The sequence below is a fragment of the Nocardioides sp. P5_C9_2 genome, from assembly GCF_054049555.1.
The window spans coordinates 1-15713 of the sequence record NZ_JBFUMD010000028.1; the positions used below are offsets into that span (position 1 = coordinate 1).

Annotated in this window: 15 protein-coding genes; 5 read left to right on the forward strand and 10 right to left on the reverse strand. The window is 71.0% G+C overall.

Annotation, left to right across the window (positions count from 1 at the left end):
- Both ACXJKL_RS02815 and ACXJKL_RS02820 read right to left on the reverse strand, forming a co-directional pair.
- On the reverse strand, positions 1-1233 hold a 1233-nt coding region (locus tag ACXJKL_RS02815; protein ID WP_457205530.1), incomplete at its 3' end, for a DUF7800 domain-containing protein.
- Position 1234: 1 nt separating this feature from the next.
- Positions 1235-2251, reverse strand: coding sequence for a zinc-dependent alcohol dehydrogenase family protein (locus ACXJKL_RS02820; protein WP_457205531.1), 1017 nt, complete (start codon positions 2249-2251; stop codon positions 1235-1237).
- A 91-nt stretch (positions 2252-2342) separates the two neighbouring features.
- Between ACXJKL_RS02820 and ACXJKL_RS02825 the strand changes: the two genes are divergently transcribed.
- Entirely contained in the window at positions 2343-3869 is a 1527-nt protein-coding gene (locus ACXJKL_RS02825; RefSeq protein WP_457205532.1) for a helix-turn-helix domain-containing protein, read from the forward strand.
- A gap of 16 nt (positions 3870-3885) precedes the next feature.
- Here the strand turns inward: ACXJKL_RS02825 and ACXJKL_RS02830 are convergent, their stop codons facing one another.
- Positions 3886-4146, reverse strand: a complete 261-nt coding sequence (locus ACXJKL_RS02830; RefSeq protein WP_457205533.1) for a TFIIB-type zinc ribbon-containing protein — start codon at positions 4144-4146, stop codon at positions 3886-3888.
- A 39-nt stretch (positions 4147-4185) separates the two neighbouring features.
- Here ACXJKL_RS02830 and ACXJKL_RS02835 point away from each other — a divergent pair, with 39 nt between their 5' ends.
- The 3 genes from ACXJKL_RS02835 (at position 4186) to ACXJKL_RS02845 (ending at position 6896) form a co-directional block, all read left to right on the forward strand.
- Positions 4186-4971, forward strand: a complete 786-nt coding sequence (locus ACXJKL_RS02835; protein ID WP_457205534.1) for a glycerophosphodiester phosphodiesterase — start codon at positions 4186-4188, stop codon at positions 4969-4971.
- Positions 4968-6326 carry an MFS transporter gene (locus ACXJKL_RS02840; RefSeq protein WP_457205535.1) on the forward strand — a complete coding sequence of 453 codons (1359 nt, stop codon included), beginning with the start codon at positions 4968-4970 and terminating at the stop codon, positions 6324-6326. The genes ACXJKL_RS02835 and ACXJKL_RS02840 overlap by 4 nt, the downstream gene beginning before the upstream one ends.
- 180 nt (positions 6327-6506) lie before the next feature.
- On the forward strand, positions 6507-6896 hold the full coding sequence (locus ACXJKL_RS02845) for an RNA polymerase-binding protein RbpA (protein ID WP_457205536.1): 390 nt from the start codon (positions 6507-6509) through the stop codon (positions 6894-6896).
- 17 nt (positions 6897-6913) lie between these two features.
- On the opposite strand, the gene ACXJKL_RS02850 is transcribed toward ACXJKL_RS02845, so the two are convergent.
- From ACXJKL_RS02850 to kdd, 7 genes are all read right to left on the reverse strand, one after another.
- Entirely contained in the window at positions 6914-7417 is a 504-nt protein-coding gene (locus ACXJKL_RS02850; protein ID WP_457205537.1) for an FxsA family protein, read from the reverse strand.
- The gene (locus tag ACXJKL_RS02855; protein WP_457205538.1) at positions 7414-8175 is read right to left on the reverse strand and encodes a polyprenol monophosphomannose synthase; all 762 of its coding nucleotides are present in this window, start codon (positions 8173-8175) and stop codon (positions 7414-7416) included. The genes ACXJKL_RS02850 and ACXJKL_RS02855 overlap by 4 nt, the downstream gene beginning before the upstream one ends.
- Entirely contained in the window at positions 8172-9728 is a 1557-nt protein-coding gene (gene lnt / locus ACXJKL_RS02860) for an apolipoprotein N-acyltransferase (protein WP_457205539.1), read from the reverse strand. The genes ACXJKL_RS02855 and lnt overlap by 4 nt, the downstream gene beginning before the upstream one ends.
- Before the next feature lie 456 nt (positions 9729-10184).
- Positions 10185-10589: a 3-aminobutyryl-CoA ammonia lyase gene (gene kal, locus ACXJKL_RS02865; RefSeq protein ID WP_457205540.1), complete on the reverse strand. Its 405-nt coding sequence runs from the start codon at positions 10587-10589 to the stop codon at positions 10185-10187.
- Positions 10586-11335 carry a lysine 5,6-aminomutase subunit beta gene (gene kamE, locus ACXJKL_RS02870; RefSeq protein ID WP_457205541.1) on the reverse strand — a complete coding sequence of 250 codons (750 nt, stop codon included), beginning with the start codon at positions 11333-11335 and terminating at the stop codon, positions 10586-10588. The genes kal and kamE overlap by 4 nt, the downstream gene beginning before the upstream one ends.
- 70 nt (positions 11336-11405) lie before the next feature.
- On the reverse strand, positions 11406-12965 hold the full coding sequence (kamD, locus tag ACXJKL_RS02875) for a lysine 5,6-aminomutase subunit alpha (protein WP_457205542.1): 1560 nt from the start codon (positions 12963-12965) through the stop codon (positions 11406-11408).
- Positions 12965-14020 carry an L-erythro-3,5-diaminohexanoate dehydrogenase gene (gene kdd / locus ACXJKL_RS02880; protein WP_457205543.1) on the reverse strand — a complete coding sequence of 352 codons (1056 nt, stop codon included), beginning with the start codon at positions 14018-14020 and terminating at the stop codon, positions 12965-12967. Before kdd ends, kamD begins: the two co-directional genes overlap by 1 nt.
- A 166-nt stretch (positions 14021-14186) precedes the next feature.
- On the opposite strand from kdd, the gene ACXJKL_RS02885 reads away from it, so the two are divergent.
- Entirely contained in the window at positions 14187-15641 is a 1455-nt protein-coding gene (locus ACXJKL_RS02885; RefSeq protein WP_457205544.1) for a KamA family radical SAM protein, read from the forward strand.
- Positions 15642-15713 lie beyond the last annotated feature (72 nt).

Consider the following 15713-nt stretch of genomic DNA (forward strand, 5'->3'; position numbering starts at 1 on the left):
GTGCTCGAGGTCGACGAGCTGGCGGGCCCACTCCCCCACGCCGGCCCCACGCCGGCCCCACGCCCCGCCCGCCATCGCCTCGCCGGCGGCCTCGAGGTGGTGCAGGCCGCGGGCGAGCATGAAGGGCAGCGAGGTGCCGATGAGCAGGTGGTCGACGTCGCCGCGCATGTGCTCGTCGAGCCACGCCAGCTCGTCGGGGTCGAGCAGGGCACGCTGGTCCGGGTCCAGCACGCGGGCGGCGCGGGAGTCCACCACGACCAGGCGGGCCTGGTCGTCGAACTCTCGCGCGTAGCTCCACCGGTAGGTCTGCGGCTCCTGGTCGACCCGGTCGGCGAAGGCTTCGAGCACCTCGGTCAGGTCCAGCTCGTCGTCCCCGGTGTGCTCGACCACGCGACGCCAGATCTCGTCCTCGAGACGCGCCTGCGGYGACAGGTTSCCGAGRTGCTGGTAGACCCAGTACGAGGCCAGCCCSGCSACGATCCGTCCGTGCCACCACGAGGTSGCCTCCATCTCGTCACGCCAGGCCTGCGAGGTRTTCCAGTCGTCGCGGATGTCGTGGTCGTCGAAGATCATCGCGCTCGGGAGCGTCGAGAGCAGCCAACGGTTGGTCTCGTCGGTCCACGCCAAGGAGTAGAGGTGGGCGTACTCCTCGTAGTCCTGGAGCTCCGTCCACGGCGGCTCCTCGATGTCGCGCCGGGCACTGATGAAGTCGCGCATCGCGTCGGTCGTCTCGTCGGCGTACACCTGGTCGCCGAGGAACAGCACCAGGTCCGGCCAGCGCGGCTCGGCCAGGTCCGGATCGGGGTCGTGCGCCTCCGACACCCCGGCCATCCGCAGCGCATAGGTGCGCAGTGCGTCGATGCCGTGGGAGGTGTTGCCCTTCTTGTCGTGCGACACCGAGGTGCGGCACGAGCCGAACGCCATCCGCAGCGGCTTGCCCGGCACGAGCGTCGCGATCACCGGCTCCGGGAGCCCGGAGTCCGCCGGGGGCCACACGGGTCGGTCGTCGATCGACACGGTGTACGCCGCCCGTGACCCCGCCTCCAGACCGCTGAGCTCGACCAGGGCGTAGTGGTGGTCGTGCACGACGAACGTGCCGGCCGACCAGGACTGCCCGTCCCTGGTGACGGTGACGCGCGAGCGCTCGCGCGTCTCGACCCAGACGGAGGCGGACGTCTCGTCGACGTACCGCAGCAGCGGGCCGACGACCAGGTCGGCGGAGGTGGACGTCATCTCACGGCTCCAGCAGGACCTTGATCGCGCGACGCTCGTCCATCGCGCGGTAGCCCTCCGGGGACTCCTCGAGCGGCAGCGTCAGGTCGAAGACCAGGCCGGGGTCGATCGCGCCGCTGACGACGAGCTCGAGCAGCTCGGGGAGGTACTTGCGGACGGGGGCCATGCCGCCGGCGAGCCCGATGTTGCGCTGGAACATCCGGMGCACCGGGAGCTCCACCCCGTGGGGCACGCCCACGAAGCCGACCGTCGAGCCGGGGCGGGCGACCGAGAAGGCCTGCGTGATGGAGCCGTCGGTACCGACGCACTCCAGGACGGCGTCCGCGCCGACACCGTCGGTGAGGTCGGCGATCCGGGCCGCCCCCTCGTCGCCGCGCTCGGTGACGATGTCCGTGGCCCCGAAGCGCCGGGCGATCTCCTGGCGCGGCTCGTGGCGGGACATGGCGATGACGCGCTCCGCGCCGAGCTGGGCCGCGGCCAGGACCCCGCACAGGCCGACCGCGCCGTCGCCGACGACCACGGCCGTGCTGCCCGGGGTGACCCCGGCCGAGACCGCGGCGTGCCAACCGGTGGCCATCACGTCGGAGAGGGTCAGCAGCGACGGGTAGAGCGACCGGTCGGGCATGCCGTCGGTCTTGACCAGGGAGCCGTTGGCCTGGGTCACGCGGGTGTACTCGGCCTGCCCGCTGGAGGTGAAGCCGAGGTTGACGCATCCCGAGTGCGCCCCGGCCCGGCAGTGCACGCACGTGTTGTCGCAGTGGTCGAACGGCACGATGACGAAGTCCCCGGCCCGGAAGTCGGTGACATCGCTGCCGACCTCCTCCACGACGCCGATGCACTCGTGGCCGATGGTGTCCCCGGCGGTGACGTCGTTGGCCCCGCGGTAGGGCCACAGGTCGGAGCCGCAGATGCAGCCGGCGGCCACCTTGACGATGGCGTCGGTGGGCGCCTCGATGGTCGGGTCGGGGACGTCCTCGACGCGAATGTCGCCGGGGGCATGGATCGTCGTTGCACGCATGTCGCCGATCCTTGCACGCCTCCGGAGGAGGTGCCCGACACGGCTTTCGACGAGTCTTGTCGTATCTCATATCTGAGATACCTTGGTCGGCATGGAGACCGACTACAAGGGACGCATCGGCAACCTGATCCGGGACGCCCGCAAGCACCGCGGGCTCACCCAGCACCAGCTCGCCGAGCTCCTGGCCACCAGTCAGAGCGCCATCAACCGCATCGAGAAGGGTCACCAGAACCTCTCGCTCGAGATGCTGGCCCGCATCGGCGCCGCCCTCGACTCCGAGATCGTCGCCCTCGGCGCCGGCCCCACGCACCTGCGCGTCAACGGCCCGACCACCCTGTCCGGCACGATCGAGGTCAAGACCTCCAAGAACGCCGGCGTCGCGCTGCTCTGCGCGTCGCTGCTCAACAAGGGCCGCACGACGCTGCGCAAGGTCGCGCGCATCGAGGAGGTCAACCGGCTGCTCGAGGTGCTGAGCTCCCTCGGCGTGCAGACCCGCTGGCTCAACGAGCACAACGACCTCGAGATCATCCCACCCGCCGAGCTGGACCTGGCCCACATCGACGAGGCGGCCGCTCGGCGTACCCGCTCGGTGATCATGTTCCTCGGCCCCCTGCTGCACCGCTACGACGAGTTCGACCTCCCCTACGCGGGCGGCTGCAACCTCGGCGAGCGCACCGTGGAGCCGCACATGTCGGCGCTGCGTCCCTTCGGTCTCGACGTCAAGGCCACCGACGGCAGCTACCACGCGATGGTCAACCGCACCATCGAGCCGGTGCGCCCCATCGTGCTCACCGAGCGCGGCGACTCGGTCACCGAGAACGCGCTGATGGCCGCTGCGCTGCGCCCCGCCACCACGGTGATCCGCAACGCCTCGTCCAACTACATGGTCCAGGACCTCTGCTTCTACCTGCAGAAGCTCGGGGTGACCGTCGAGGGCATCGGCACCACCACCCTGCGGGTCACCGGCTGCGAGCGGATCAACGTCGACGTCGACTACTCCCCCTCCGAGGACCCGATCGAGGCGATGTCGCTGCTCACCGCGGCCATCGTCACCAAGTCCTCCATCACCATCACCCGCGCGCCGATCGAGTTCCTGGAGCTGGAGCTGGCGATCCTCGAGGAGATGGGCTTCGTCTACACCAGCTCCGAGGAGTACGTCGCCGCCAACGGCCGCACCCGCCTGGTCGACATCACCACGCACCCCAGCTCGCTGCGCGCGCCGCTGGACAAGATCCACCCGATGCCGTTCCCGGGCCTCAACATCGACAACCTGCCGTTCTTCGCGGCGATCGCCGCCGTGGCCGAGGGCCAGACCCTGCTGCACGACTGGGTCTACGAGAACCGCGCGATCTACTTCACCGAGCTCAACAAGCTCGGCGCCCAGGTCAAGCTGCTCGACCCGCACCGGGTGCTGGTGGAGGGCCCGACCCACTGGTCGGGCGCCGAGATCGTCTGCCCGCCGGCCCTGCGCCCGGCCGTGGTGATCCTGCTGGCGATGCTCGCCTCCAAGGGCACCTCGGTGCTGCGGTCGACGTACGTCATCCACCGCGGCTACGAGGACCTCGCGGAGCGGCTCAACCTCCTCGGCGCCAACATCGAGACCTTCCGCGACATCTGAGCCTGAGCCGGGCGGCTCAGTCGAAGATCGTCTCCACCCACGCCCTCGACCGCTTGGCAGCGGCCGGGGGCGCGGTCATGTCCGGGGTGATCCGGGGCATCGGGGCGGTGCGCGTGGCCGATCCGGCGTGCCAGTCGGTCTCGGCCTCGACGAGGGTCCCGAGGTCGGCACGGTCCAGGAAGACGCCGTGGCCGTCGGGGCACTGGTTGACGGTGGCGAGGCCCAGCGAGCGCTCGCGCATCTCGGTCCCGCAACGCGGGCAGGTGAGGGACTCCATTTCCCAGACGGTACTCCCGGTGGGGCCCATACTGCTCGCGTGACACGGCACGAGTCCCGCCAGCGCCCCACGGTGCTCGCCTTCGCCCACCGCGGGGGTGCCTACCACCCCGAGGTCGAGGGCCTCGAGAACACCATGGCGGCCTTCCGCCACGCGGTCTCCCTCGGCTACCGCCACCTCGAGACCGACGTCCACGTCACCAGCGACGGCGTCCTGCTGGCCTTCCACGACACCGTGCTCGACCGGGTCACCGACCGGGTCGGCTCGATCGCCGAGACGTCGTACGCCGACGTCCAGCAGGCCCTCATCGGCGGCCGCGAACGCGTCCCGACGCTGGCCGAGCTCTTCGACGCCTTCCCCGACGCCCGTTTCAACATCGACCTCAAGTCCCACGGTGCCGTGGAGGCACTGGCCGCCTTCCTCGACGAGCGCCGGGCCTGGGACCGCGTGGTCGTCGGGTCCTTCTCCGTCCGCCGCATGCACGAGTTCCGTCGCCGCACCGGGGGTCGGGTGGCCACGTCGGCGCACCCCCTCGAGGTCGCGGCGTACGTCGTGCTCCCCAGCGCCCGCCTCGTGCGCCGCCTCACCGGGGACCAGCCCCGGGCGCTGCAGGTGCCGCACCGGCGCGGCCGGCTGGTGGTCGTCTCCCCCGGGCTGGTGCGCCGGGCGCACGCCAACGGACTCGACGTCCACGTGTGGACGATCGACGACCCGACCGAGATGAACGAGCTGGTCGACCGTGGTGTCGACGGCCTGATGACCGACCGCACCGACATACTCAGGGACGTGCTGCGCAGCCGTGGCCTGTGGGAGGAACCCTCGTGACGAACCCCGACGTGCCCGGCGGCGTCGCCGACCTGCGGCCCCTCGCCCAGGAGCGCGAGCAGAAGGCCTGGTACTGGTACGACTGGGCCAACAGCGCCTACGTCACCACCATCGGGACCGTGCTGCTCGCGCCGTACCTCATCGCGATCGCGAAGGAGGCGGCGGTCGACAACCGGATCAGTGTGCTCGGGCTGGCGGTCGCCCCGGGCTCGCTGCCGTCGTACCTCGTGACGTTCTCCACGATCCTCTCCGCACTCATCCTGCCGCCGCTCGGCGCGATGATGGACCGCACCGAGAAGAAGAAGCAGTGGCTCGCAGGCTTCGCCTGGACCGGAGCGGCATTCGCCTCCCTGCTGTGGTTCTGCCGGGGGGAGAACTGGCAGATCGGCGCGGTCGCGGTCATCGGCGCCAACCTGTGCCTGGCCGCGTCGATGGTCGTCAACGACTCGATCCTGCCGCTCATCTCCGACGAGGCCAACCGCGACCGGGTCTCCTCGCGCGGCTGGGCGTGGGGCTACCTCGGCGGCGGGCTGCTGCTCACCGTCAACCTGGCCGTCGTCACGATCCTGCCGTTCGGCCTCTCCACCGGCGAGGCCGCCCGGATCTGCATGCTCTCGGCGGCGATCTGGTGGGCCGTGTTCACGATCATCCCGTTCGTGCGCCTCRACAACCACCCCCCGACCAACGTCGAGCCCGCCGAGGGCAACGTGGTGGCGCGCAGCTTCGGCCAGCTCGCGCAGACACTGCGTGACATGCGCAACTACCCGATGGCGCTGACCTTCCTCGTCGCCTACCTCTTCTTCAACGACGGGATCCAGACCGTCATCGCCAGCTCGTCGACGTACGGGTCCGAGCAGCTCGGGCACGGGCAGTCGGTGCTGATCGGCACCATCCTGCTGGTCCAGTTCGTCGCCTTCTTCGGCGCACTCCTCTTCGGGCGCCTGGCGCAGCGGCAGGGGGCCAAGCGGACGATCCTCATGGGGCTGGTCATCTGGATGGTCATCGTCACCGCGGCGCTGTTCCTGCCCGCCGGCAACGTGGCCCTCTTCATGGTCTTCGGCGTCGCCGTCGGCATCGTGCTCGGCGGCACCCAGGCCCTCGCCCGGTCCTACTACTCCCTGCTCATCCCCCGCGGCAAGGAGGCGGAGTACTTCAGCTTCTACCACGCGATGGACCGCGGGACGTCGTGGTTCGGGACCCTGGTCTTCGGCCTCGTCTACCAGTTCACCGGCTCCTACCGGCCGGCCATCTTCGCGCTGATCGCCTTCTTCCTGCTCGGGGGCTACCTCCTCACCCGCGTCGACACCGAACGGGGCATCCGGGACGCCGGCAACGCGCTCCCGAGCGTCGTGTGAGGTCCGTCCCACCCGATCGGGTGGGGCCGACGGTGGGATTGGTCGGATCCTTGGCCGCCCCGCTACCTTGGAGTGAACACAGGACGTACGACGCCGCCGAAACGGCGTCACGGATCATCGATCTGATCGTTCCACTCCCGACTCACTCGGGGTCAGCACACATCATCTGGAGGTGGCTCAATGGCGGAGCGCACGCTACGTGGCGCACGGCTCGGCGGCCAGAGTTTCGAAGACGAGCGCGGGATCGAGTTCGCAGCCCGACAGCAGGTCGGATACCGCTGCGAGCAGGGTCACGAGTTCGAGGTCACGATGTCGGTCGAGGCGGACATCCCCGCGATCTGGGAGTGCCCTCGCTGTGGGGCGAAGGCACTCAGCACCGCGGGCATCAAGCCTGAGGAGAAGGCGGAGAAGCCGGCACGCACGCACTGGGACATGCTCCTGGAGCGGCGCTCGGAGAAGGAGCTCGAGGACATCCTCAAGGAGCGACTCGAGCTGCTCCGTGGCGGAGAGATCGGCCCGGCGCACCTGCACCGCGCCAACGCCAAGAAGCGCAAGGCCGCATCTGCCTGACAGCGGCACCCGACGACTCAGTCGTCGTCGACCACCTCGCCCCGGACCACGGGCCCCTCGGGACCCGGTCCGGGGCGTCGTGCGTCTCCGGGAGCCCGTCCGGGTCGCATCGGTCCGGCGACGCCACCGCCCATGGTCCCGAGGAGACGGCTGGCCACCGTCCTGGTGAGCAGGCGACGCGCCACCGGACGGGTGACCGGGAGGATCAGCAGGATGCCGAGGAGGTCGCTCACGAACCCCGGCGTCAGCATCAGGGTGCCGCCGACCAGGATCAGTCCCGCGTCGGTGAGCTCCCGTGCCGGCATCCGACCGGTCTGCAGGGCCTCACGCAGCGCCGCCCACGATCGCGACCCCTCGCGCCGGATCAGCCAGGTCCCGAGGATGCCGTCCGCGACGAGCAGCAGGATGGTCCACCACGCGCCGATCACCTGGCCGACCTGGATCAGCACGAAGATCTCCACCAGGGGCACCACGACGAAGGCCACGAGGAGCAGCCAGCCGGGGATCCGCACGCGCCTCATCGGGTACGCCGTCCCTGCCGGGCGTGGACCAGCTGGGCGCGCCGCTCGCGCAGTCCCCAGCGGGTGATCCGTCGCAGTGACTCGGAGGCCACCGGGCCGCTCATCTTGGAGTCCCCGCGGACGCGCTCGACGAACTCGATCGGCACCTCCGAGACGCGCAGGCCGGACCGCACCGCGCGGTAGGCCAGGTCGGTCTGGAAGACGTAGCCGGTGCTCTGGACGCTGCCCAGGTCGATCTTGTCCAGCGCCTCGCGCCGGAACAGCCGGAAGCCGGCCGTCGCGTCCTTGACGCGGATGCCCAGCAGCAGGCGGACGTAGAGGTTGCCGCCGCGCGAGAGGACCTGCCGGCTCAGCGGCCAGTTGACCACCGAGCCGCCGGGCACGTAGCGCGAGCCGATCACGAGGTCGGCGGAGTGCAGCGCGTCCAGCAGCCGGTGGAGCTGCTCGGGCTGGTGCGAGCCGTCGGCGTCCATCTCGCCGATCACGTCGTAGCCCGCGTCCATCGCCACCTGGAAGCCGTGCAGGTACGCCGCGCCGAGACCGGCCTTCTCCGTGCGGTGCAGCACCGAGACCTGCGGGTCGGCCGCCGCCAGCCGGTCGGCGACCTGCCCGGTGCCGTCGGGCGAGCCGTCGTCCACCACGAGGAGGTCCACCGTGGGCTGCGCGGCGCGGATCCGGTCCACGATCCACTCGAGGTTGTCGACCTCGTTGTAGGTCGGGATGACCATCACCACACGCCCCAGGCCGTCGGCGCTCATGCGGAGACCCGCGTCATGGTCGGTGCCCTTCCGGTCTGTCCCCTGTGGTCGGGGCGTGCAGGACGACGATACGGAACCAGGGCCAACGCCACGCCCACCAGGGTGATCGCCGCCGCGGCGCGTCCCGGCCAGGGGCCCATCCGGACCGCCGGGGTCATCCCGTGGGCGAGCGGGACGTCCGCGACCAGCACGTCCTGGGTGCGGGGGGCGGCGCTCTGGACGACGCTCCCGTCCGGCGCGACGATGCCGGAGACGCCGTTGATGGCGGCGACGACGACGTACCGGCCGGTCTCGACGGCTCGCAGGCGGCTGATCTCGAACTGCTGGTCGATCTGGTCGGTGTTGATGAACATCGCGTTGCTGGTCTGGACGGTGACCAGCTCTCCACCGTTGGCCACCTGGCCGTGCACCACGTCGTCGTAGGCGATGTCGAAGCAGATGGCGTCGGCGACCAGCGCGTCGCCGACCCGCAGCGGCTCGAGGCTGGTGCCGCGGGCCATGTCGCGCGGGATCAGCGCGAGCTGCCCGTAGGTGTCGGGCAGCAGCGAGCCGCGGAAGGGGATGTACTCCCCGTAGGGCACCGGGTGGCGCTTGGTGTAGCGGTCCCCTCCGCCCAACCCGGGTCGCCACACGATGCCCTGGTTGAGCACCTCGTCCGGACGCGGCGAGTCCGACATGCCGCCGACGAGGATGGGGACGCCGATGGCATCGGAGGCGGCCACGATCCCGGCGTGGACGCCGACGTCGGTGAAGGGGTCGACGGCGGTCGAGTTCTCCGGCCACACCACCAGGTCGGGACGCGGCACGTCGCCGGCCGCCACGTCCGCGGCCAGCTGCTCGGTCAGCGCCACGTGGTTGGCGGTGATCTCGCGGTGCACGGACGGCACGTCGGTGCCGTCACCCGGTACGTCGCCCTGGACGGCGGCCACGGTCAGCTCCGCACCGGTGCCGCGGACGCCGGGGACGGCGGCGTACGAGCCCAGGAGCGGCAGCAGGGTCACCGCCGCCAGCCCGCCGACGACCAGCAGGGCGGCGAGCCGACGGCGCAGCCGGCTGGTGACCAGCCAGGCCAGGGTGGTGCCGGTGAGCGCGACGAGGAGGCTGACGCCGGTCATCCCGAGCCACGGGAGGGCGTGCTGCCACACCGTGTCCACCGTCGCGTAGCTGAGCCGCCCCCACGGCAGGCCGCCGAAGGGCCAGGATCCCCGCCAGGTCTCCACCGCCACCCAGGCCACGGCGGCCCAGACGGGCCAGGCCCGGAGCCGGGTCACGAGCGCCAGGACCATGCCGAGGGGCGCGAAGTAGAGCGCCTGGAAGAACGAGAGCGCCGACCACGCATCGGTGCCGACCGCCCGCATCCACCACAGCAGGGTGGCCATGAAACCCACGCCGAAGAGCCAGCCGACGAGTGCACCCCACCGGACCGGCAGTCCCCTGACGGCCAGGACGAGCACGGCCAGGGCCACCGGCATCAGCACGGCGAGGCCCACCGGCTCGAAGGCCAGGGAGAGCACGACGCCGCCCAGGAGGGCGGCGAGGCATCGGGACGTCACGGCTTCACGCTATCCGGCCGGGCCACGGCCCGGACATCGCCGCGGGCTGGTGGGGACGGGCTGGTGGGGACGGGCTGGTGGGGACGGGCTCTGCAGCGGGACGGGGGGCACGCTGACCCTTCGGACCAACCCACGACCGACCGGCTGCCGGCAGTGGGAAGTTGTCTACGGAGCCAGGGGGCCCCCCGTATCCACCCTCATGGTGCGAGACCGACCTCCGTGGACAAGCGGGCCCAGATGCTGGCTTCACACCGACCCACCGGCCACTCGGACGTCGGTCCGCTGGCCACGATCTGCACAGGCGGACCGTGGAACCCTGTCTCCCCCGAGCCCGCGTGTCAACATGGTCTTGACCTGCATGAATGCGCGAATTCGCAGGTCAGCGGCGGGCAGTTACCCACAATCGGTGAAAAGATTTCACGCAGGCGCGGCGTGTCGTCGCTGGACACGCCGTCGTCAGTGCTGGCGCGGCGGAACCACGACGGTGCCGGTGGCCGTGGTGGCCACCTCGGGGCGGTCCAGGAGGGTCGCCGCACCGGGGGCGTCAGCGGTCGCAGCGCCCCGCGCGACCACGTGCACGGCGAAGTCCATCACCCGGCTGCGGGTGCCCTCCCGGGCCAGGGTCGCGGTGACCTCGAGCACGTCGCCGGCCCGCACCGGCGCCACGAACTGGACGTCGGAGTAGGACGCGAAGAGACCCTCGTCCCCGTCGAGCAGGATGCACATCTCGGTGGCCACGTCGCCGAAGAGGCCCAGGGAGTAGGCGCCGTCCACCAGGTTGCCGGCGTAGTGGGCGTGGCTGTACGGCACGTAGCGCCGGTGGGTCACGGTGGTGCCCACCCGCGAGCGGGAGTCGGTCATGAGGCCTTCCGGTTCGTGAGGCGGTGGACGAGGTAGGAGGCGACCTCCCCGGGCGTCGTGCCCCGGGTGAAGACGCGGTCGACGCCGAGCTCGTCGGCCATCGTCTCGTCGAAACGAGGCCCACCGACCACGAGCAGCGGACGCTTGGCCGCCGGGTAGGACTCGCGGAACGCCGCGGACATCTCGCGGGTGTTGAGCAGGTGGGCGTCGCGCTGGGTGACCACCTGGGAGACCAGGACGGCGTCGGCCTTCTCGGTGAGGGCGGCGTCGACGAGCTCCGGGACGCTCACCTGGGCGCCCAGGTTGACCACCTTGACCTCGCGGTAGTACTCCAGCCCCTTCTCCCCCGCGAACCCCTTGATGTTGAGGATCGCGTCGATGCCGACCGTGTGGGCGTCGGTCCCGATGCACCCGCCGACCACGACCATCCGCCGGCGCATCGTGCGCTTGATGGCGGCGTTGGCCTCCTTGGGCGTGAGCAGCGGGTAGTCGCGCTCGACGACCTCGACCTGGTCGGTGTCGACGAGGTGGTTGACCCGGCCGTAGACGACGAAGAACGTGAACCCGTCACCCATCGGCTTGGCGTGCACGACGAGCGCCGGGTCCATGCCCATCTTGTTGGCGAGCTGGGCCGCGGCGCCCTCGGCGACCTTGGAGTTGCCCCCGAGTGAGCTCAGAGGCAGGGTGAAGGACAGCTGCACCATGCCGTCGCCGGTGGTGTCGCCGTACGGGCGGACGATGCTCATGCGGGGTCCCCAGGGTGTTGTTCGTCGGAGGAGCGAAGCGGAGGAGGCGAAGAACGGCGTGGGGTGCAGGTCACAGGCCCTCCAGGATCTCGGTCGCGGGGTTGTAGTAGTCGGCCGCCTTGCGGGCCACGCCGTCGAGGCCGCGACCCTTGTGGGCGGGTCGCTTCATGAGCCCGAAGGTGCCGTCGGCGATGGCGTCGAGGAGGCCGTTGTCGTGCGCCTTGATGTCCTCGAGCAGGCCGATGGACTCCCCCAGCACCTCGCGGGCCCGCAGGTTGATGAAGCCGCCCGGGGCGGGGTGGAAGTCCTCGTGCAGCTTGCCGGCGGAGTCCATGACGTAGCGGACGTTCTGCAGGGCCAGGTCGCGGTCGGAGATCCACGGCGTCACGACGGCCTCGGTCATCATCCCCACGAGCAGGATGCCCTGGTCGGTCAGCGCGCCGACGAGGTTGAAGAAGCCGTCGAGCAGGTAGCCGCGGAAGACGTCGCCGGTCATGTGGCGCGTCGGTGGCATCCACTTCAGCGGCGCCTTGGGGAACAGCTGGCGCGCGAGCATGGCGTGGGCGAGCTCCAGGCGGAACGAGTCCGGCACCGCCGGGTCGATCTCGAAGGCGTGGCCCAGGCCGAGCTGCCAGTCCTCGAGGCCGGCCTCCTTGGCGAAGTACTCGTTGAGCAGCTGGCTGGTGGTGACCGTGTGCGCGGCCTCGACGGCGTCGGCGGTGGTGAGGTAGTTGTCCTCGCCGGTGTTGATGATGATGCCCGCGCGGGCGTGGACCTGGCGGCTGAAGCGCTGGTCGACGAACGTGCGGATCGGGTTGATGTCGCGGAAGAGGATCCCGTACATCGAGTCGTTGAGCATCATGTCGAGGCGCTCGAGGCCGGCGAGGGCCGCGATCTCGGGCATGCACAGGCCCGAGGCGTAGTTGGTGAGGCGCACGTAGCGGCCCAGCTCGCGGCTGGTCTCGTCGAGGGCCGCCCGCATCAGGCGGAAGTTCTCCTGGGTGGCGTAGGTGCCCGCGAAGCCCTCGCGGGTCGCGCCCTCGGGCACGAAGTCGAGGAGCGACTGGCCGGTGCTGCGGATCACCGCGATGACGTCGGCGCCCTCCCGTGCGGCCGCCTGGGCCTGCGGGATGTCCTCGTAGATGTCGCCGGTCGCGACGATGAGGTAGATCCACGGTTTGCGGGGCGCATCGCCGACCTTGGCGATCATCCGCTCGCGCTCGACCCGGCGACGGTCGATCTGCCTGATGCCGACAGCGACGGCCTTGCGGGCAGCGGTGCGTGCACGGGTGAGGTCGCGGCCCTCGGGGAGGCGGAAGGTCACCGACCCCGCGCTGGCCTTCTGGGCGAGGGTGGTGAGGTCCTCGGCCTCGCCGCGGAGGAGCGCGTCCCAGACGGGGACGGCCACGCCGTGCTCGAGGCCGACGTCGGCACGGACCACGTCCGAGAGCCGGTTGACCCACGGCGTCCCCTCGCCGTCGGCGCCGCCCAGACCGGCCAGGCGCAGCGTGGCGCGCTCGACGCTCACGGTCGTGTGCTGCTGGGCGGTCTTCACGATCGGACGCCCGACCTGGCGCGCGAGGGTGCGCGCGCGGCGTACGTCCGCGGGGTCGAGGGTGAGCTTGCCCATCAGAGCCTCCGCTCGAAGAGTCCGCGCACGCCGTCGTGGGCGCGCAGCAGGTCGAGGGCGTACGCCGCGTGGCCGGGGACGTAGCCGTTGCCCACGATCATCCGCACGTCGGCGGCGAGGCCCTCCGCACCGAGCGCCGCGGCGCTGAAGGACGTGGCCATGGAGAAGAAGACCACGGTGCCCCCCTCGGCGGTGGCCAGGATCGCGCCGCCCTCGCAGCCGGGGACGTCGACGCACACCACGGTGACGTCCGCGGGCCCGCCGGCGGCGGCGACGGCGTCGCGCAGGGCGATCGGGTCCCGGGCGTCCGCGACGGCCACCACGTCCGCGAGCCCGGCGCCACGCAGCAGGTCGGCCTCCGCGTCGTGGGGCACGAGGCCGATGGTGCGGGTGGCGCCGGCGTCGCGGGCGGCCGCCAGGCTCAGCGAGCCGGACTTGCCCGCTCCCCCGACGACGGCGACGGTCACGCCGCGTCCGCGGGCGGCGTACTCCTCGACCACACGGCGGGTGAGGGCGGGCGCGCCGCAGACGTCCATGACGCTGAGGCTGAGCTCGGKGCTGAGGTCGTCGGGGAGGACGGCGGCGATCGAGCGGCCGAAGAGGACGGCGTAGCCGTCGCACGGCACCTGCTCGCTCGTGCCGTCCCAGGCGGCGAGGTCGTCCTCGATCACCAGCGGGGTGAGGGTGAGGCTGACCAGGGTGGCGACGCGGTCGCCGACGGCGAGGCCGAGGGGCGACTCGGGGCCGACCTCCTCCACGGTGCCGACCAGCATGCCGCCGGACCCGGTCTCGGGGTTCTGCATCTTGCCGCGGGTGGCGACGATGTCCAGGACCGCGCGGCGTACGCCGTCCCCGTCGCCGTGGCTGCGCTCCAGCTGACGGAAGGAGGCGGCATCGAGGTTGAGCCGCTCGACCCGGATCCGCACCTCGTCGGACCACAGCTCGCGCCGGGTGTCGAGGCGCTGCGCCGCCTGGGGYAGCACGGTCCCCTCGTCGAGGACCCGGTGCAGACCCGTGGGATCGCTGGTGGCCGTGCTGATCGATGAGGTCGACATGACCGGTTGTTCCTTCGCTGCTTGGTGCGTGAGACGGGAAATATTGCGGCGCGTCATTGGACTCACCGGAGGATCTCCGCCTACTCTGACAGAGGAGTCGCGCGTCACACAACCGACGCGCCGCCCCTGCCAGCCCGGCCCCATCCGCACATCAGGAGCACCAGACATGAGCATCGAGACCGCGATCGGCCTCGCCACCGGCCAGCCGTACCCGTACGAGCGCGTCGAGCTCGTCGAGCCGGACTGGACCCGCTTCCCCGGCTGGGCCTCCGTCACCGCCGAGGACTGGGCGTCGGTCCAGTGGCAGCGCGCGCACTGCGTGAAGAACCTCAAGCAGCTGCGCGAGCTCATGGGTGACCTGCTCGACGAGCGCTTCTACGCCGACCTCGAGCGCGACCAGGCCGAGCGGGCCACCATGTCGATGCTGGTCCCGCCGCAGATGATGAACACGATGGTGCCGACCTTCTCCCCCGGTGGCGCCGGCTCGATGACCGAGGCGTTCTACGCCGACCCGGTCCGGCACTACATGATCCCGGTGTTCAGCGACCGGCGCACCGACTGGTCCTCGCACCCGCACGCCACGCGCGACTCGCTGCACGAGCACGACATGTGGGTGGCCGAGGGTCTTACCCACCGCTACCCCACCAAGGTGCTCGCCGAGCTGCTGCCGACCTGCCCGCAGTACTGCGGCCACTGCACCCGCATGGACCTGGTCGGCAACTCGACCCCGGTCGTCGAGAAGCTCAAGTTCACGGCCAAGCCGGTCGACCGGCTCGACTCGATGTTCGAGTACCTGCGTCGGACGCCCCAGGTGCGCGACGTGGTCGTCTCCGGCGGTGACGTCGCCAACATGCCGTGGCCACGACTCGAGGACTTCCTCACCCGGCTGCTGGAGATCGACAACATCCGCGACATCCGGCTCGCGACCAAGGCCCTCATCGGCCTCCCCCAGCACTGGCTGCAGCCCGACGTGGTCGAGGGCGTCGGCCGTGTCGCGACCCTCGCCCGCTCCCGGGGCGTCTCGCTGGCGATGCACACGCACGCCAACCACGCGAACTCGATCACCCCGATCGTGGCGCAGGCGACGACCGCCATGCTCGACGCCGGCCTGCGCGACGTACGCAACCAGGGCGTCCTGCTCAACGGCGTCAACGCCGACCCGCACGCACTTCTCGACCTGTGCTTCCGACTGCTCGACGGCGCCCGGATCATGCCCTACTACTTCTACATGTGCGACATGATCCCGTTCTCGGAGCACTGGCGGGTCTCGGTCGCCGACGCCCAGCACCTGCAGCACCACATCATGGGCTACCTCCCGGGCTTCGCGACGCCGCGGATCGTGTGTGACGTGCCGTTCGTCGGCAAGCGCTGGGTGCACCAGCTCGCCGACTACGACACCGAGCGCGGCATCTCCTACTGGACCAAGAACTACCGCACCTCGATCGAGGCCACCTCCGACGACGCGCTCTCGCGCACCTACGAGTACTACGACCCGATCCACACCCTCCCCGAGGCCGGCCAGCAGTGGTGGGCCGAGCACGGCAACCTCGACGAGTCGGCCCTCAAGGCGGCCGAGGTCGCCGAGGCGTCCCGGCGTACGGCGGCGCTCCAGGCCTGGTGAGGTGGGGCTGCCCCCCTCGGCTGGTCCCCCGCTCCTGCGGGGGAGTCGACACTTCGCGGGTGTTGCAACACC